Genomic DNA, 18505 nt, shown 5'->3' on the forward strand with positions numbered 1-18505 from the left:
CCGAAGGGCCTTACCGCTCGACTTGCATGTGTTAAGCACGCCGCCAGCGTTCGTCCTGAGCCAGGATCAAACTCTCCGTTGAAGACTCTCAACCAACCCCGAAGGGCTAATCGGAAGAATTAACCAGAGTCCGAAAACCTTGGCAAAATCAAACGCCAGCAAAAAGTATTTGCTGACTAAATGTCCGACCCTCACACGGGGGGTGAGGAATCGGAACCAAATTAAAACATTTGGCACTAACATTCATCGACACACTATTGAGTTCTCAAAGAACACACGCACAAACGAACTCCCGGGCGCTTGTCCCGTTCGTATCGTGAGGCAACTTTTACAGCTTAGACCAGCCCTCACAGCAGAACCAAATCCGCTGGTCAAGGTGGAACCAGTGTGATCATCAGGCGCACCTCGTCCAACCTCGTTTCCCAGGCCCTTGGGGCTCCGGGTCGGTGTCCGTGTCGCTCTGACCTGGAATAAGTTACGTGTTGCTACGAACCAATGTCAAATCGCCCCTCAGCCTGCACTTTTGGGATCAACCGCACGGGTTACCCTCAACGCGGTTGTTGCTCATGAAGGTTGGTTCGGAGCTCACGAGGCTCCTTGCCATGACGAAGGAGTCAGCGTGGACAGCTCATCCGGTGCACAACTATCGCCGAATACCGGAGCAGCGCCCGGGGCTGACAGCCTCGGGTACGTAGTTTTCATTACCGCCGCCGCCGCAATGGGCGGCTTTCTCTTCGGATACGACAGTTCCGTCATCAACGGCGCCGTCGAAGCCATCCGGGACAGGTACGACATCGGGTCGGCCACCCTGGCGCAGGTCGTCGCCATCGCATTGATCGGCTGCGCCGTCGGCGCCGCCATTGCCGGACGCATTGCCGACCGCATCGGTCGCATCCTGGTCATGCGGATCTCGGCCGGTCTCTTCATGGTCAGCGCGGTCGGATCCGCGCTGCCGTTCGCGCTGTGGGATCTCGCCATGTGGCGCGTCCTCGGCGGCATCGCCATCGGCATGGCTTCCGTCATCGGCCCCGCCTACATCGCGGAAGTCTCGCCGCCCGCCTACCGCGGCCGGCTCGCCTCGTTCCAGCAGGCGGCCATCGTCACCGGTATCGCGGTCTCGCAGCTCGTCAACTTCGCCATCCTGAAGATGGCCGACAGTCAACAGCGCGGGCACATCGGCGGACTCGAAGCCTGGCAGTGGATGCTCGGCGTGATGGTGGTGCCGGCCGCGCTCTACGGTCTGTTCTCCTTCGCCATCCCGGAATCGCCGCGCTACCTCATCTCCGTCGGGCGCATAGCGAAGGCCAAGCAGGTGCTCGTCGAGGTCGAAGGTGAGCACACCGACCTCGATCGACGCGTCGCCGATATCCAGCACGCCATGAAGAGCGAACACAAGTCGAGCTTCCGGGACCTGCTCGGCGGCGGGTTCGGATTCCTGCCCGTGGTGTGGATCGGCATCGGGCTGTCGGTGTTCCAGCAGCTCGTCGGCATCAACGTGGTGTTCTATTACTCGTCGACGCTGTGGCAGTCGGTCGGTATCGATCCGTCCAGTTCGTTCTTCTACTCGTTCACGACCTCGATCATCAACATCATCGGCACCGCCATCGCCATGGTGCTCGTCGACCGGATCGGGCGGAAACCGCTCGCGCTCATCGGCTCCGCCGGCATGGCCATCGCGCTCGCGCTCGAAGCCTGGGCGTTCTCCGCGAAGACCGGTTCCGGCGACCACGTTTCGCTACCGCACGCGCACGGCATCGTCGCGCTCGTCTCCGCGCACGTGTTCGTGCTGTTCTTCGCGCTGTCGTGGGGTGTGGTCGTCTGGGTGCTGCTCGGCGAGATGTTCCCCAACAAGCTGCGCGCGGCCGCACTCGGCGTCGCAGCCAGCGCGCAGTGGATCGCCAACTGGGTGATCACCGCCAGCTTCCCCAGCCTCTCGGACTGGAACCTGTCGGGGACGTACATCATCTATGCCGTGTTCGCCGCGCTCTCCATACCGTTCGTGCTCAAGTGGGTGCCGGAGACCAAGGGCAAGGCGCTCGAGGAAATGGGCTGATCCCTATTTGAGGATCTTGGTGATCTGACCGGCGCCCACCGTCCGGCCGCCCTCGCGGATGGCGAACTTCAGGCCCAACTCCATGGCGACCGGTTGGATCAGCTTTACCGACATCGACACATTGTCACCGGGGAGGACCATCTCGACCTCCTTCGGAAGGGTGACCACCCCGGTGACATCCGTTGTGCGGAAATAGAATTGGGGCCGATAGTTGTCGAAGAACGGGGTGTGGCGGCCGCCTTCCTCCTTCGACAGGATGTAGGCCTGACCCTCGAACTCGGTGTGCGGGCTCACCGAACCGGGTTTGATGACACACTGGCCGCGCTCCACATCCTCGCGGCGGACACCGCGCAGTAGGAGACCGACGTTCTCGCCGGCCTGGCCCTCATCCAGCAGCTTGCGGAACATCTCGATGCCGGTCACCGTCGTCTTCGTAGTCCTCGTAGTCCTCGGGCGGATGCCGATGATCTCCACCTCGGCATTCACCTTCAGGACACCACGTTCGATACGGCCCGTGACCACCGTGCCGCGGCCGGTGATGGTGAAGACATCCTCGATCGGCATCAGGAAAGGCTTCTCGACCTCACGGGCCGGGGTATCGATCCAGGAATCCACCGCGTCCAGCAATTCGGTGACGCCCGAAGCCCATTCGCCCGTCGGGTTCTGCAGCGCTTGATAGGCCGAGACGCGCACCACCGGGGAATCGTCGCCGTCGAACTCGTATTCGTTCAAGAGGTCACGGACCTCCAACTCCACCAGCTCGAGGATCTCCTCGTCGTCAACCATGTCGCACTTGTTCAGTGCCACAACCATTTTGGGGACACCCACCTGACGGGCCAGGATCACATGCTCCTTCGTCTGCGGCATCGGGCCATCGGTCGCGGCCACCACCAGGATCGCGCCGTCCATCTGCGCCGCACCCGTGATCATGTTCTTGATGTAATCCGCGTGACCGGGGCAATCCACGTGCGCGTAATGCCGATTCGCCGTCTGATACTCGACGTGCGCGATCGAAATCGTGATACCCCGCTGCCGCTCCTCCGGCGCCTTGTCGATCGCATCGAACGGCGTGAACGGATTCAGATCCGGAAACTGACTGTGCAGCACATTCGTGATCGCGGCAGTGAGAGTCGTCTTGCCGTGGTCGATGTGACCGATCGTGCCGACATTGACATGGGGCTTGGTGCGCTGGAATTTCGCCTTGGCCACGAGATCCTCCTGGAGCGATGCCTGACCCGATGGTGGGTGAGGCGCGTATCGAAGAGGACACGAAAGGGCGGCAGGAGAGGAGAATTCGATCCTGGTCGGAGCGGGGTTGATGGCGGGCGGATCACGATCGGCGAGCGGTCACGACGACCCGCGGCGACGATGCGACGGCCCGCTCGAGTGAGCCAGACGCGAAACCGGTTGGGGCACGGCGTAGGTCGATCCCGGCGCGCATCGAGCGGGCTTACTACACGGGCCGAGTCGGCTTACCGCGCAGGCCGAGTGACGTACCGCACCGGCCCCAGCTGCCGGGCCGGCCTTGCTGCCAGGATCACAACGGTAGCCGCCTGCTCGACCCTGGCCAGGTTCGTGGCGGCCCGCTCACTGCGCGGGCTGGGTGGCGTCCGATGTGGGCGCGATGTTCTGTCCGCCCTGGGCACTTTGCCCGTCGCCGCCTTGCACCTGCCCGCCTTGGCTCTGGTTGCTCGGGCCCTGACCACCTTGCACCTGGCCACCTTGGTTCTGTACGCCTTGCCCCTGGGGGAGGCACGCCCATTGGCCGTCAGGGGTTTTGCCCCACTGAGCAGTGAGACCGTCATGGGAGCAATCGTCGCCGATCTGGTGCGGGTCGGTGCCTTGGCCCTGAGGAGTGCAGGTCCACTGGCCGTCGGGAGTCAGGGCCCATTGGGCGGTGAGACCGTCATGGGAGCAATCGTCGCCGACATTGTGGGCGGGCTGTCCTGTGACCGGGGGTTGGCCCGGGGTCGCGGACGAGGATGGGAGCTGCGCGGCGGGGTTTGTGGCGGCTGTGGAGGTCGTGGAGGTCGCCACCGTCGTCGACGTGGTGGAATCGTCGGTTTCGTTCTCGTACGAGCGATTCACCAGCAAGCCGATGGCGTAGACCACGGCGAGCGCCGCGACGATCCCCGCGACGATGGCCGCCTTGCGGGCCGCACTGCCGCCTTTGTTCCCGGAACCGCCCGTTGCGCCATCCGGAGATGCCATGCCGATGCCCTCTCGTTCCAACTCGACCGCTGATCCGAAAGCCTTCGCTCGGGCACAGTACTCAGATTCCGGAGAGCCGCCGGCAAAACATGCCGAACCGTCGGCACACTCCGCGCAAACTCCACCAAACCGGCGACTGACCACCACCACGACCGGCACGGCATACCGGGCACTACTAGCCTTTAGCGCATGACAGCTGTTGCAGATCGTTCGCTCGGGCCGGAACTCGTACGCACCGAGAGCATCGGCGAGGCCGATGTGCTCGTCATCGGACTCACCTCCTCCGAGGACGGGCCCGCGATCGCCCCGGCCGACACCTTCGACGACATCCTCGACTCCGACACCCGGGACGCGCTGCTCACCGCACTGCGCGCCGTCGGCGCCAAAGGCAAGAGCGAGGAAATCACCCGCGTGCCCGCACCCGCCGGACTCGGCGTGGACAGTGTGCTCGCGGTCGGGCTCGGGGCGGCCGACAAGATGGACGCCGAACAGGTCCGCAAATCCGCGGGCGCGGCCGGACGGGCCCTCGCCGGCGTCGCCACCGCGGTGACCACCCTCTCCGGACTCGACCTGGCCGCGGCCGCCGAAGGGTTCTACCTGGGCGCCTACCAGTTCTCCGCCTTCAAATCCGGGAAGAGCGCGCCCAAGCCGGGCGACCAGCCCGTGGCACGCGTCGAATTCCTGGTGCCCGACCAGGGATTCGGCGACGACGAACTGTTCCACGCGCAGGCCGTGGCCGAAGCCGTCGCCACCGCACGCGATTTCGTGAACACCCCGCCCAGCCACCTGTACCCCGCCGAATTCGCCGACCGCGCAGCCGAATTGGCCGCGGCCGCCGGACTCCAGGTCGAAATCCTCGACGAAAAGCAGCTGGAAGCCCAGGGCTACGGCGGCATCCTCGGCGTCGGCAAGGGCTCCTCGCGGCCGCCGCGGCTCATCCGCATCACCTACGCCGGCGGCGACCCCAAGGTCGCGCTGATCGGCAAGGGCATCACCTTCGATACCGGCGGCATCTCCATCAAGCCGGCACAGGGCATGGAGAACATGACCTCCGACATGGGCGGTGCGGCGGCGGTCATCGCCACCACCCTGCTCGCCGCCCGGCTGAGCCTGCCGCTCACCGTCACCGCGACCGTGCCCATGGCCGAGAACATGCCGTCCGCAACCGCACAGCGACCGGGTGACGTGCTCACCCAGTACGGCGGGACCACCGTCGAGGTCATCAACACCGACGCCGAGGGACGGCTCATCCTGGCCGACGCCATCGTGCGCGCGGGCGAGGACGAACCCGACTACATCATCGACGTCGCCACCCTCACCGGCGCGCAGATGGTCGCGCTCGGCACCCGCACCCCGGGCGTCATGGGCACCGACGAATTCCGCGACCGGATCGCGCGCATCTCGCAGGGCATCGGCGAAAACGCCTGGCCCATGCCGCTGCCCACGGAACTGCGCGCCGACATCAACTCCAAGATCGCCGACCTCGCGAACGTCGCACCGCACCGGTGGGGCGGGATGCTGTCGGCCGGACTGTTCCTCAAGGAATTCGTGCCGGAGGGCGTGCAGTGGGCGCACCTCGACGTGGCCGGGCCCGCCTACAACACCGGCGGGGCGTTCGGTTACATCGGCAAGGGCGGCACCGGTGTGCCGGTCCGCACGCTGATCGCCACCCTCGAGGACATCGCCGCGGAATAGCGGGGAACGTGTCGGGTCCGCCGGTCGGCGGCCCCTACACGTAACCGCCGGACTGGCAATCCATTCCGGTCGTGCCATAATCCCGGACGGATGTCGGCGATCGGCGGTTCGCACGTTCGAACCGTTTTCGGAGGGGCCCTCGATGGCTATACAGGCACTGAGCCAGCAGAACTTCCAGCAGACGGTGACGAGCAATCACATTGTGCTGGTGGACTTCTGGGCCGAATGGTGCGGCTGGTGCACACGCTTCGCACCCGTATACCGCGCCTCGGCGGAGACACACCCGCAGATCGTGCACGGGACCGTCGACGGCGACACCGAACGTGAGCTCATCGCCGCCGTCCAACTCACCGGCTACCCCACCATCATGGCGTTCCGCGAGGGCCTGCCGGTGTACTCGCACGCCGGCTTCCTGACCTCCGCACAACTCGAAGACGTGGTGCAGCAAGTCCTCTGGATGGACATGGACGAGTTCCGCCGCCAAGCCGCCGAAGGACTACGGCAGCACGCCGCCGAAAACCGGCCGCCGGCCGAGGAACAGGCACCTGCCGCCGAGGAATACGCGGCCGCCGCCCCGGCACAGCAGGCCCACCGCGCGGGACTCGCCGCCGGTCGGCCGCAGTACGGCTGGCCCGGACTGCGCACCCGCTGAAGGACCGCCATCGCAGAGCCGATCCGGGTCGGATCACGACCGGAGTTCTCAGCTCGCAGTACCGGCCGGAACCGCGCCGCGGGCGAATCGCTGCGCTCACAACAGCTGTCTGGCAGCAGCCGTTCAGCCAATCGCAGAACCGGCCGGAACCGCGCGCGGGCGAATCGCAGCGCCCACGACAGCTTTCTGACAACAGCCGTTCAGTCAAGGGAGTCGCGGGCGCCGAACCGCGCCACAGGGCCAGCTGGTTGCAGCGGCCATCGGAATCGCCGGGCATACAGAAATCGCAGCGTCTGTCCGAGTCGCAGCGACGTTCGTGGATCCATCCGGCACTGACGAGGGTTGCAGGCCTGAACTGAACCGCGGGGTGGTCAGTAGCCGTCGTGGCGGCGTAGCTCCTGCTCGTAGGCGTGACGCTCGGTGATGCGGCGGCGAGCGTCGTGGTCTCGCATGCGCTGGGGGTAGCCGACTCGGCGGGCGTCGTAGACGGGGATGCCGAGGGCGGCCGAAAGGCGTTGGGCGCCACGTTCGCCCACGGCGCGGCGGGTCCATTCGCCGTCGTGGGCCACCAGGACGACCGTGACGTCGGTGACCGTGGTGCGCGGTTCCACGAAGGCTTCCACGCCGTAGTGGTTGCGGGTCCACCACTGCAGGTATGCCATGACCTCGGGATCGGCGTCCCGCCGGGAAGCCGCGCCGCCGCGCCCGAAAACATCCATCAAGCCCATCGGGCAGCCTCCTCTCGGAAACCGGAATGCACCGGCCAGTACCTCGATATTGCCAGTCCGCGAGGCCGGACGCCCGTCCGGAACGAACTCCTAAGGCACCCCACAGCTATGCCTCAGCCCCAGCTCAGACGTGGTGTGGGGCACGACACTCGGCGACCGGGGCCCGCAGTTCGCCAAGAGCCGAATCCGTCCGGGGAATGCGCGATCACGAATGGCGAAACGATGCCGAGCGGCGTACTGCGGCAACGGGTTCGGCCCTGCCCCATCGCCATCGAGCCGCCAGCCCCGATGCGCCCGCCGTTCACGACCCTCGAACGGTGGATCGCGCGCCGTCGAGATGCGTTCGATCACGACCCTCGAGTCATGGATCCCGCGCCCTCGAGAGGCATTCGATCACGACCCTCGAGTCATGGATCCCGCGCCGTCGAGACGTTCGATCGCGGCCCTCGATTCCTCGATCGCGACGTCCGAGACACCGTCGATCGCGAGCCGTGACGAGCTCACCCGGCGAGATGCCCGGCCATTTGCCGCGGTCGTCCGACACACCGGAGTTGGACGCCGTGTCGCCCGATTTCATGATCGCAACGGATGTCTCCCATGGAAGGGCCCGGCTATCACCGCTGTTCGCGCACCTCGGACTCGGGTCACCGTCCGGTTTGCGACACTGCAGGGTCCGCTGAACAGCCGCCCTGTGACACGTTGCACGCGGCGGAGTGCAAGGATGGGGAACCGGAACAAGAACCAACACGATCTCCGGCGCCACCGATGAGCGGTGGCTCGGGCCGAGGCCGCGACCAGCGGCAGACGCCCGTGGAGACGAGCTGTTTAACCCGACGAGCAGTCAGAGGAGTCAACGGACATGGCCTTCTCCGTCCAGATGCCGGCTCTTGGTGAGAGCGTCACCGAGGGCACTGTGACCAGGTGGCTGAAGCAGGAAGGAGACACGGTCGAGGTCGACGAGCCGCTGCTCGAGGTCTCCACCGACAAGGTCGACACCGAGATCCCGTCGCCCGCCAAGGGCGTCCTGGTCAAGATCGTCGCCCAGGAGGACGACGTCATCGAGGTCGGTGGCGAACTCGGCGTGATCGGCGATGCGAGTGAGGCTTCCGCCCCCGCACCCGCCGCCGCACCGGCCCCCGCCGCACCTGCCGCACCCGCCCCGGTCGCCGCACCCGCCCCGGCCCCGCAGCCGGTTGCCGCCGCTCCGGCTCCGGCGCCCGCCGCCGCGCCCGCACCGGCCGCTGCCGCCTCCGGCACCCCGGTCAAGATGCCGGAACTCGGCGAATCCGTCACCGAAGGCACCGTGACCCGCTGGCTCAAGCAGATCGGCGACACCGTCGCCGTCGACGAGCCGCTGCTCGAGGTCTCCACCGACAAGGTCGACACCGAGATCCCGTCGCCGGTCGCCGGCACCCTGCTGGAGATCAGCGCGCAGGAAGACGACATCATCGCCGTCGGCGGTCAGCTCGGCGTGATCGGCAGTGGCAGCCCGGCTGCCGCGGCTCCGGCCGCACCTGCCCCCGCGCCCGCTCCGGCCGCACCTGCCCCGGCTCCGGCCCCCGCGCCGGCTGCTGCAGCCCCGGCTCCCGCCCCGGCCCCCGCGCCTGCTCCGGCTCCGAAGCCCGCGCCGGTTCCGGCCGCGGCCACCCCGGCCGAGGATCCCTCCACCAACGGTGGCGGCCCCTACGTGACCCCGCTGGTGCGAAAGCTGGCCGCGGAGAACAACGTTGACCTCGCAGCCCTCACCGGCTCCGGTGTCGGTGGCCGCATCCGCAAGCAGGATGTGCTCGCCGCCGCGGAGGCCACCAAGGCTCCGGCCCCGGCCGCCGCTCCGGCTGCTGCCGCTGCCCCGGCCGCGCCAGCCGCTGCCGCCGCACCGCGGCAGAGCCTGTCGCACCTGCCCGGCACGGTCCAGAAGGCCACCCGCATCCGGCAGCTCACCGCGACCAAGACGGTCGAGTCGCTGCAGACCACCGCGCAGCTCACCCAGGTGCACGAGGTCGACATGACCAAGATCGCTGCCCTGCGCAACCGCGCCAAGGCCGCGTTCAAGCAGCGCGAAGGCGTGAACATCACGTTCCTGCCGTTCTACGCCAAGGCCGTCATCGAGGCCCTGGCCGTGCACCCGAACGTGAACGCGTCCTACAACTCGGACACCAAGGAGATCACCTACCACTCGGTGGTCAACCTGGGCATCGCGGTCGATACCGAGCAGGGTCTGCTCTCGCCGGTCATCCACAACGCCAACGACCTGTCGCTGGCCGGACTGGCCCGGGCCATCGCCGATATCGCCAACCGCGCCCGCACCGGCGGCCTCAAGCCCGACGAGCTGGCCAACGGCACCTTCACCATCACGAACATCGGCTCCAACGGCGCCCTGTTCGACACCCCGATCCTGCTCCCGCCGCAGTCGGCGATGCTGGGTACCGGCGCAATCGTCAAGCGCCCCATGGTGATCAGCGATGACGGCAGCGAGTTCATCGGCATCCGGTCGATGGCCTACCTGCCGCTGACCTACGATCACCGGCTCATCGACGGCGCCGACGCCGGCCGCTTCCTCACCACGATCAAGCATCGGCTGGAAGAGGCGGCCTTCGAGGGCGACCTCGGGCTGTAATTCGCGATGAAGGTCGTGATCGCCGGCTCGTCCGGCCTGATCGGGACGGCGCTCGTCGCGGCACTGCGCCGCGACGGGCACGAAGTCACCCGCCTGGTGCGCCGTCCCGTCCACGCACGCGACGAATTCAGCTGGGACCCGACCCGCGAAAACCTGGACGAACGCGCACTGCGCGATGCCGACGCCGTGGTGAACCTCTGCGGCGCCGGCATCGGGCGGCGACGCTGGAACGGCAGCTACAAACAAGAGCTGCGCGATTCCCGCATCGTCCCGACCGATGTACTGGCCGCGGCGGTCGCCGCCGCGGGAGTTCCGGTACTGGTCAATGCGAGTGGCGTGCACTATTACGGTGGCGCCACCGGTGACCGCGTGGTCACCGAAACCTCCTCCGCCGGAACCGGATTCCTGTCGACCCTGTGCCAGGACTGGGAAGCCGCCACCCAGCAGGCCGCCGACGCCGGTGTGCGCACCGTGCGATTGCGGTCCGCGGTGGTGCTGGCCCGGCACGGCGGCATGCTCGGAATGCTGTACCCCCTGTACTCGCTGGGTCTTGGCGGACGGCTCGGCAACGGCCGCCAGTACGTCCCGTGGATCTCCATCGACGACGAAGTGGGCGGCATCCTCTTCGCGCTCACCGACGAAAACGTCTCGGGCCCGGTCAATATGGTCGGTCCCGCCCCCGTCACGAACGCGGAGTTCACCCGCGCGGTCGGCCGGGTCCTGCGCCGCCCCACTCCCCTGCCCGTGCCCGCCTTCGCGCTGCGCCTGGCCGTCGGCGAATTCGCCGACGAGGGAATCCTGCACGGCCCCAGGGCGATTCCCGCCGTCCTCGAAGACGCGGGCTACACCTTCCAGCACCCCACCATCGGCGCCGCCCTCACCGCGACACTCGGTCGCTGACCTCGCCCGCCCATTGATCAATTGATCAGTGGGAACTCACCGAAGTCGCCTCTCGCGATCTACTTCACCGAGTTCCCGTTGATCTTGGATCCCGCTTGTATGGGCGCGACGCGCGTCACACAGGCCCGCTCGTTACCGTGTCTCGGTGAGCAATGAACTGTCCGTTTCGGCGCCGGCGGGGCTGCTGGTGCGGGATGCGCGGGAGAGCGATCTGCCGGAGATCCTGGCGATCCACAACAACGCCATCGCCGAGACCACCGCCATCTGGGATACCGAACTCGCCGACCTGGCCGAACGCCAAGCCTGGTTCGCCGCGCGCACCGCGGCCGGGCATCCGATCCTCGTCGCCGAGATTGAAGGGCGCGTGGCGGGGTATGCCAGTTATGGGCAGTTCCGGCCGAAGTCGGGCTACCGCTACTCCGTGGAGAACTCGGTGTACGTGGCCGATTCGTTCCAGCGGCGCGGAGTGGCCACCGCCCTGATGACGGAGTTGCTGGTGCGAGCGCGGAAGGGCGGGGTGCACGTCATGATCGCGGCCATCGAATCGAGTAACACCACGTCGATCGTTCTGCACGAGAAATTCGGGTTCGCGATCACCGGGCAGCTGCCCGAAGTCGGGCAGAAGTTCGGACGCTGGATGGATCTCACATTGATGCAATGTGTTTTCAATGAAGGGGTAACGTCGAATCGTGAGTGAGAGCAGTACGGCCACCGCACCGTTACCCAGCGCGGTTTCGGCCCGGTTCGACGGCACACCCCTCGTCGTCGAGAATCTGGGCCTCATCGAATACCAGCAAGCGTGGGATCTGCAGCGCAGCATCGCTTGTGAACGGGCCGAAGGCATCGGCCAGGACCGGCTGCTTCTGCTGGAACACCCCTTCGTCTACACCGCCGGGCGCCGCACCGAGGCGCAGGACATGCCCATGGACGGCAGCCCGGTCATCGAGGTGGATCGCGGCGGCAAGATCACCTGGCACGGGCCGGGGCAACTTGTCGGCTATCCGATTGTGCGGCTTACCGAACCGGTCGATGTCGTCGATTACGTGCGCCGGCTCGAAGAAGCACTCATATATGTTTGCGCCGAACTCGGGCTCGGCACCGGACGGGTGGACGGGCGCTCCGGAGTGTGGCTGCCCAAGACCGATGAGCTGCCGGAACGCAAGGTCGCGGCCATCGGCGTGCGGGTACAGCGCGGGGTGACCATGCACGGGATCGCGCTCAACTGCGACTCCGCGATGGACGGGTTCCAGGCCATCGTGCCCTGTGGCATTCGCGACGCCGGCGTCACCACGCTGAGCCGCGAACTGGGCCGCGACGTGACCGTGGACGAGGTGCGCCCGCTGGTGGCCACCGCCATCGCCCGCGCCCTCGACGGGGACCTGAAGGTCGCTCACCACCACATTTCCCGCTGCGCCAAGGTTGCCGCGGAATGCCCGGAACCGCTGCCGGTCGACGAGCCGAAGGTGGTCACCGCCGCCGTCGGCGAGAGCCGCTGAGTCACACATGCCGGATGGGGCCGATGAACTCGCGATGATCACGGGCGTAGGGTGGATCGAGTGACCTCCGTCGATACCCCGACACCCGATAACCCGGCCGCACCCAACGGCCGCAAGATGCTTCGCATCGAGGCTCGCAACGCCGAGACCCCGATCGAACGCAAACCCAAGTGGATTCGCACCCGCGCGACCATGGGCCCCGAGTACACGGAACTCAAGGGCCTGGTGAAACGCGAAGGGCTGCACACGGTTTGCGAAGAAGCCGGATGCCCCAACATCTTCGAGTGCTGGGAAGACCGCGAGGCCACCTTCCTCATCGGCGGTGAACAGTGCACCCGCCGCTGCGACTTCTGCCAGATCGACACCGGCAAACCCGCCGCGCTGGACCGCGACGAACCGCGGCGCGTGGCCGAGAGCGTGCAGGCCATGGGCCTCCGCTACTCGACCGTCACCGGTGTGGCCCGCGACGACCTCGAGGACGGCGGCGCCTGGCTGTACGCCGAGACCGTGCGCGCCATCAAGGGACTCAACCCGCACACGGGCGTCGAACTGTTGATCCCGGATTTCAATGCGATCCCGGAGCAGCTGGCCGAGGTGTTCTCGTCCCGCCCCGAGGTGCTCGCGCACAACCTGGAGACGGTGCCGCGCATCTTCAAGCGCATCCGCCCGGCCTTCCGGTACGAGCGCTCCCTCTCGGTGCTCACCGCCGCGCGCGACGCCGGGCTGGTCACCAAGTCCAACCTGATCCTCGGCATGGGCGAGACCTTCGAGGAAGTCACCCAGGCCATGCAGGACCTGCACGACGCCGGTACCGACATCCTCACCATCACCCAGTACCTGCGCCCCTCTCCGCGGCACCATCCGGTGGACCGCTGGGTCAAGCCGGAGGAGTTCGTCGAGCATTCCAAGGCCGCCGAGGCCATGGGCTTCGCCGGCGTCATGGCGGGCCCGCTGGTCCGCTCCTCCTACCGCGCCGGCCGCCTCTACGCCCAGGCCATGCGCCACCACGGCCGCGAAATCGCCCCGGAGATGGCACATCTCGCCGACGAGGGCTCGGCCGCCCAGGAAGCGACCTCCGTGCTGGCGCGTTTCGGCTCCTAGCGCTGACTCGAAGACATATGGCTGCGGCCCGGACTCATAGTCCGGGCCGCAGCCATTTTGCGACACGCAACCTGCCGCCACGCCGCTCACAGCGGGAGATTACCTGCGTTCCAAGCGTTTCCATCCGGGCACCGACATAGTGTCACCCTCACTTCCTTCCGAGGGGCGGTGGCTTGATTCACGGATCAAGCTGGTCCGAGCCGCGCCCAGGAAGGAGGTGGGTGGGATGGCGAAACATCGCCGAGAAGCGAAACATCGTCAAAGTGGTTCCCCGGTCAACTGGGCTGCCCTTGCCGTGGGCACAGCTGCAGTTGCCGGGGTGATCACCATCTTGGTCCGGCGGTTGCTGGGCTGAGATGAATCCCATTCAGATGGGGCGTCGGTTACAACGGCGCTCCATCCTCCCGCCATCACTTTCGTGACGAGTTCGAATGTACACCCTGCTGATCAGCTCGTCGGCGTGTTTGCTCAGGTGAACGGCGGGTATCGGCGTGCCATACAAATCGGATCGGGCGATTCGTGGACGCGGACGCGGGACTGGTGGGAAGCTCGGGATATCCGCGAAATTCGACCCCGGAGCGAGCCTTATGGTCGAGCGAACAATGGCGTCCGTGGGCGTCAACGGCAGGGTAGTCACGGCCGAAAGGCCCGATGACATACGCAATGTGGCATTGGTGGGGCACACCGGGTCGGGCAAGACCACGCTGGTGGAAGCCCTGGCAGTGGCCACCGGAGCGGTACCGAGAGCCGGGCGGGTGGAGGACGGCACCTGCGTCTCGGATTACGACGATATCGAGCAGCGACAACATCGCTCGGTGCAATTGTCGGTGGTGCCGATGGGATGGGACCGAATCAAGGTCAACCTACTCGACACCCCCGGCTATGCGGATTTCGTCGGGGAACTCAGGGCCGGTCTGCGAGCAGCGGATGCGGCCCTTTTCGTGCTCTCCGCCGCCGCCGGAATCGAAGGCGTCAGCGGCGCCACCCTGGCCTTATGGGAGGAATGCGCGAGCGTCGGCATGCCCCGCGCCATTGTGCTCACCCATTTGGATACCGCCCGCGCCGATTTCGACGACATGACCGAGACCTGCCGCGAGATTCTCGGCGGCGGACGCTCGGAAAGCATGCTGCCGCTGCACCTTCCCGTCTACGGACCGAAGAGCGCAGACGGGCACCGGCCGGTGACCGGGCTCATCGATCTGCTCACCCAGCACGTCTACGACTATTCGACCGGCGAACGCCTCGAGACACCCGCCGCCGAGGAGCAGCGGGAACTCATGGAGGAGGCCAGGAATCGGCTCATCGAGGGCATCATCGCCGAGAGCGAAGACGAAACCCTCATGGACCGCTACATCGGCGGCGAGGAGATCGACCTCACCACACTGGTGGAGGACCTCGAAAAGGCCGTGGCACGAGGCAGTTTCCACCCCGTGCTGATCGCCGCGCCACCGCCGGAAGGCGCGCGGCAGGGGCTGGGGACGGTGGAGATCCTGGATCTCATCTCCCGCGGCTTCCCCACACCCGCGGAACACGCGGTGTCGGCGATCGGCGCGGGCGGCAAGGCCGGACCGCTGCCGTGCGATCCGGGTGCGCCGTTCGCGGCCGAGGTGATCCGCACCGCCTCCGACCCGTATGTGGGGCGGATGTCGCTGGTGCGGGTGTTCTCGGGCACGCTGCACGCCGATGACACCGTGCACGTGTGCGGGCACGGGGTGAGCGGTGGCGCCGAGACCGCCAATCACGATGCGGACGAGCGGGTCGGCGGCGTGTCCGCGCCGTTCGGTAAACAACAGCGACCACTCGCGCAGGCCATTGCCGGCGATATCGTGTGCGTCACCAAACTGTCGCGGGCCGAGACCGGAGACACCTTGTCCGCCAAGGACTGTCCGCTGCTGATCGAACCGTGGTCGATGCCGGATCCGCTGCTGCCGGTGGCAATCGCGGCGCACAGCAAGGCCGATGAGGACAAACTCTCACAGGGACTGTCACGGCTGGTGGCCGAGGATCCGACGGTGCGGCTGGAACAGAATCCCGACACGCACCAACTGGTGCTGTGGTGTCTCGGCGAGGCGCACCGGGATGTGGCGCTGGAGCGCTTGCGATCCCGCTTCGGGGTGCAGGTCGACGTGGTCGATCACAAGGTGGCCCTGCGGGAGACGTTCGCGGGCACGGCTTCCGGGCGCGGCCGGCACGTCAAACAGTCGGGCGGGCACGGCCAGTACGCGATCTGTGAGATCGAGGTGGCGCCGCTACCCGGGGGTTCCGGCATCGAGTTCGTGGACAAGGTGGTGGGCGGAGTCGTTCCGCGCCAGTTCATTCCGTCGGTCGAGAAGGGTGTGCGGGCGCAGGCGGGCCGCGGCGTGGTCGCCGGCTATCCGCTGGTGGATGTCCGCGTCACGCTCTACGACGGGAAGGCGCATTCGGTCGACTCGTCCGATGCCGCCTTCCAGATGGCGGGCAGCCTGGCCTTGCGTGAGGCGGCCGCGATCGCCCGCCTCAGTCTCCTGGAACCGATTGCCGAAGTCCGAGTAGTGGTTTCCGACGACTACGTAGGACCGGTACTGGGCGATCTCTCCGGTCGGCGCGGTCGCGTGCTCGGCACGGAGCCGGCGGGCCAGGGCCGCACCGCGATCCGCGCCGAGGTCCCCGAACTGGAGCTCAGCCGCTACGCCGTGGACCTGCGTTCACTGGCCCACGGCGCGGCCACCTTCACTCGTACCTACACCCGGCACGAAGCGATGCCGGCCCAGCTGGCGGAGAGTATTCGCGCGAAGCTCAAGAACCCCAACTGATTCCGGGCTACTCGCAGGCGATGCCGTCGCCATCGCGGTCGAGGGCGGAGCGATAGCCGGGCTGGCCCTGCAGGATGGGAGCGGCGCCGGCGGCGCGGGCCGCGTCGCAGTTCTTGTAGTAGACGTCGTCGGCCTTGGCCGACTGCGCGCCGAGGATGAGGGCGGTCACCAGGATGGCCACGATGCCGGTCCAGGTCAGGAACTTCCGCACTGTCGTTGTCTCGCTTTCGATCTCGGAATCGACGGGTCGGGTCACAAATCCCCCCTGCCCGTTTTGTCCGATTCATCAGATCAGATTCGAGCACACTTCGCCAAGGCGCCGCGACAACCCCGCATAAGAGGCGGGTGGCCGGTGACCGAACCGGCGCACCCGCCGTCGCACATTCTTCCCACCGCCCCGCGCCCCCGACCGGCACGCCCGCAACCCATCCCGCTCAGTGAGACCGGCGCCACACCACACGAGCCGATTCCGCCACGTATGGTCCCGTCGCGAACCTCGTGGTACAAGGCCACTATTCTGGACGCCATGGCAGCAGGTAAGGGCGGTAACCCGTCGAAGGAAGCGAAGGCCGCGGCTAAGGCGGCGCGCAAACAGGCGTCGAAGGAGCGTCGCCAGCAGCTCTGGCAGGCGTTCCAGATGCAGCGCAAGGAAGACAAGAAGCTGCTGCCGCTGATGATCGGCGCGCTCGTCGGTGTCACCGTGGTGTTCCTGGTGATCGGATTCATCATCGGCAAGCCGTGGTTCCTGCTGCCGATCGGCATCCTGCTGGGTGCGCTCGCCGCATTCATCCTGTTCGGCCGGCGCGTGCAGAAGAACGTGTACGCCAAGGCCGAAGGACAAGCGGGCGCGGCGGCATGGGTACTCGACAACCTCCAGGGCAAATGGCGTGTCACCAACGGTGTCGCCGCCACCACCCAGCTGGACGCCGTCCACCGCGTGGTCGGCCTGCCCGGCGTAGTGCTCGTCGCCGAAGGCTCCCCGTCGCGCGTGAAGTCGCTGCTGGCGCAGGAGAAGAAGAAGGTCGCCCGCCTGGTCGGCGACACCCCCATCTACGACATCATCATCGGCAACGAGAAGGACCAGGTCCCGCTGAAGGAACTGCAGCGCCACCTGACCAAACTCCCCCGCAATATCGACACCAAGCGCATGGACCTCATCGAGGGCCGGCTCTCCGCCCTCGCCACCCGCGGCGGACCCGCCCTGCCGAAGGGCCCGCTCCCGGCGGGCGCCAAGATGCGCGGCGTGCAACGCACCATCCGCCGCCGCTGAGACGGAAACCGAATCGAATGCGTGAGGCCCGCGTCCACCGGACGCGGGCCTCACGCATTCAGCCGGACCGACGAGCCGTCCGCTGACCATGGCCGGCCACAGCGCGCCCGGCCACACAAGGCCACCCCCGCATCCTCCCCCGCCGAGGCGATGGCGGCGGTCAGCGGCCCGAGTTCGGGACAAGAGGTGTCGCCGACCAGCAGCCGAGTTCCGGACGGGAGCTGTCGCCGCTCAGCGGCCGAGTTCCGGACGGGAGGTGTCGCCGGCCAGCGGCCCCAGTTCCGGACAGGCGGTGTCGGCGGTCAGCGGCCGAGTTCGGGGCGGGAGGTGTAGTCGGTCAGGCCGATGATGTTGCCCCAGGGGTCGGCGAATTCGACGGTCCAGCCGGTGGCGACCTGGAACGGCGGGGTCGGCGGGGTCACGCCCTGGGCGGAGAGTTCGGCGGCGGCGGCGCGCGCGTCGGGCACCTCGAGCCAGACCCGCATTGCTGGTGGGCGGCCCGCACCCGCGGACGGGTCGACGCGCACCATGAGGCCGGGGGTCTCGTCGCCCACGCGGAATACGGCGAGCCCGTGCTCGGGCACGGTGAACTGCACTGCGAGACCCAGCTTCGCCGAATAGAACTCCACCGCGGCGTCCAGATCGCCGACCGGGATCAGCACATTGTCGATACCGAGGGCCTTCATCTCACTCCTCCGCGGCCGGCAGGCAGATCGACGCGCCCGCACCCAAATCCATCCAGCGACCGGCCGGCGTATCGGTCAGGCGCATCACGACGGCCGCGCAATGCGCGCACCGTACCACCGTGCCGGGGCCGTGCACATACACCAGCGCCCGCGCCACCGGTTCCACGACTCCGCAAGCTCCGCAACGACATCCGCACCCGGTCAGATCCGCAACGAAGATCTCCGACAACAATCCCGCCAGCGAATTCCCGTCGAGGTATTGCTCCTCACCGGTCCCACTCGCATACGTGTAGTGATTCGCCAT

15 protein-coding genes, 1 rRNA gene and 1 pseudogene are annotated in these 18505 nt (G+C 67.1%); 10 read left to right on the forward strand and 7 right to left on the reverse strand.

Translation table 11 applies throughout. The features are described 5' to 3' along the window. Positions 1 to 82 (reverse strand): 16S ribosomal RNA (locus ACIP5Y_RS09340); the annotation flags it as partial. A 537-nt stretch (positions 83 to 619) separates the two neighbouring features. Between ACIP5Y_RS09340 and ACIP5Y_RS09345 the strand changes: the two genes are divergently transcribed. After that, positions 620 to 2053: a sugar porter family MFS transporter gene (locus ACIP5Y_RS09345; protein ID WP_400349218.1), complete on the forward strand. Its 1434-nt coding sequence runs from the start codon at positions 620 to 622 to the stop codon at positions 2051 to 2053. Between the two features lie 3 nt (positions 2054 to 2056). Here ACIP5Y_RS09345 and tuf read toward each other — a convergent pair whose 3' ends face one another. Next, complete coding sequence (gene tuf / locus ACIP5Y_RS09350) at positions 2057 to 3262, reverse strand: elongation factor Tu (protein WP_400349220.1); 1206 nt, start codon at positions 3260 to 3262, stop codon at positions 2057 to 2059. Between the two features lie 378 nt (positions 3263 to 3640). After that, positions 3641 to 4264, reverse strand: a complete 624-nt coding sequence (locus tag ACIP5Y_RS09355; protein WP_400349222.1) for a hypothetical protein — start codon at positions 4262 to 4264, stop codon at positions 3641 to 3643. Positions 4265 to 4453: 189 nt separating this feature from the next. On the opposite strand from ACIP5Y_RS09355, the gene ACIP5Y_RS09360 reads away from it, so the two are divergent. Then, positions 4454 to 5959, forward strand: a complete 1506-nt coding sequence (locus tag ACIP5Y_RS09360; RefSeq protein ID WP_400349224.1) for a leucyl aminopeptidase — start codon at positions 4454 to 4456, stop codon at positions 5957 to 5959. Positions 5960 to 6101: 142 nt separating this feature from the next. After that, positions 6102 to 6611, forward strand: coding sequence for a thioredoxin family protein (locus ACIP5Y_RS09365; RefSeq protein ID WP_400349226.1), 510 nt, complete (start codon positions 6102 to 6104; stop codon positions 6609 to 6611). Positions 6612 to 6982: 371 nt separating this feature from the next. On the opposite strand, the gene ACIP5Y_RS09370 is transcribed toward ACIP5Y_RS09365, so the two are convergent. Further along, complete coding sequence (locus tag ACIP5Y_RS09370; protein WP_400349227.1) at positions 6983 to 7339, reverse strand: oxidoreductase; 357 nt, start codon at positions 7337 to 7339, stop codon at positions 6983 to 6985. 859 nt (positions 7340 to 8198) lie between these two features. Here ACIP5Y_RS09370 and sucB point away from each other — a divergent pair. From sucB to ACIP5Y_RS09400, 6 genes are all read left to right on the forward strand, one after another. After that, on the forward strand, positions 8199 to 9956 hold the full coding sequence (sucB, locus tag ACIP5Y_RS09375; protein ID WP_400349229.1) for a 2-oxoglutarate dehydrogenase, E2 component, dihydrolipoamide succinyltransferase: 1758 nt from the start codon (positions 8199 to 8201) through the stop codon (positions 9954 to 9956). A 6-nt stretch (positions 9957 to 9962) separates the two neighbouring features. Continuing rightward, a complete protein-coding gene (locus tag ACIP5Y_RS09380; protein ID WP_400349231.1) occupies positions 9963 to 10856 on the forward strand; it encodes a TIGR01777 family oxidoreductase in 894 nt (297 codons plus the stop codon). Positions 10857 to 11037: 181 nt separating this feature from the next. Beyond that, positions 11038 to 11553: a GNAT family N-acetyltransferase gene (locus ACIP5Y_RS09385; protein ID WP_400351210.1), complete on the forward strand. Its 516-nt coding sequence runs from the start codon at positions 11038 to 11040 to the stop codon at positions 11551 to 11553. Further along, positions 11543 to 12352, forward strand: coding sequence for a lipoyl(octanoyl) transferase LipB (gene lipB, locus ACIP5Y_RS09390; RefSeq protein ID WP_400351211.1), 810 nt, complete (start codon positions 11543 to 11545; stop codon positions 12350 to 12352). The genes ACIP5Y_RS09385 and lipB overlap by 11 nt, the downstream gene beginning before the upstream one ends. A 117-nt stretch (positions 12353 to 12469) precedes the next feature. Beyond that, a complete protein-coding gene (gene lipA / locus ACIP5Y_RS09395) occupies positions 12470 to 13453 on the forward strand; it encodes a lipoyl synthase (protein WP_400351212.1) in 984 nt (327 codons plus the stop codon). A gap of 587 nt (positions 13454 to 14040) precedes the next feature. Then, positions 14041 to 16245, forward strand: coding sequence for an elongation factor G-like protein EF-G2 (locus ACIP5Y_RS09400; protein ID WP_400349233.1), 2205 nt, complete (start codon positions 14041 to 14043; stop codon positions 16243 to 16245). Between the two features lie 7 nt (positions 16246 to 16252). Here the strand turns inward: ACIP5Y_RS09400 and ACIP5Y_RS09405 are convergent. Next, positions 16253 to 16372: pseudogene (locus ACIP5Y_RS09405) on the reverse strand (excalibur calcium-binding domain-containing protein); the annotation flags it as partial. Between the two features lie 399 nt (positions 16373 to 16771). Between ACIP5Y_RS09405 and ACIP5Y_RS09410 the strand changes: the two are divergent. Next, on the forward strand, positions 16772 to 17515 hold the full coding sequence (locus tag ACIP5Y_RS09410; RefSeq protein ID WP_400349234.1) for a DUF4191 domain-containing protein: 744 nt from the start codon (positions 16772 to 16774) through the stop codon (positions 17513 to 17515). Positions 17516 to 17817: 302 nt separating this feature from the next. On the opposite strand, the gene ACIP5Y_RS09415 is transcribed toward ACIP5Y_RS09410, so the two are convergent. Together ACIP5Y_RS09415 and ACIP5Y_RS09420 are read right to left on the reverse strand one after the other, a co-directional pair. Continuing rightward, positions 17818 to 18201 (reverse strand): VOC family protein, encoded by a 384-nt coding sequence (locus tag ACIP5Y_RS09415; protein WP_400349236.1) that lies wholly within the window; start codon positions 18199 to 18201, stop codon positions 17818 to 17820. 1 nt (position 18202) lies between these two features. Continuing rightward, positions 18203 to 18505 (reverse strand): DUF6510 family protein, encoded by a 303-nt coding sequence (locus ACIP5Y_RS09420; RefSeq protein ID WP_400349237.1) that lies wholly within the window; start codon positions 18503 to 18505, stop codon positions 18203 to 18205.

The sequence above is a fragment of the Nocardia sp. NPDC088792 genome (assembly GCF_044750615.1).
In the GTDB taxonomy this organism is placed as follows: domain Bacteria; phylum Actinomycetota; class Actinomycetes; order Mycobacteriales; family Mycobacteriaceae; genus Nocardia.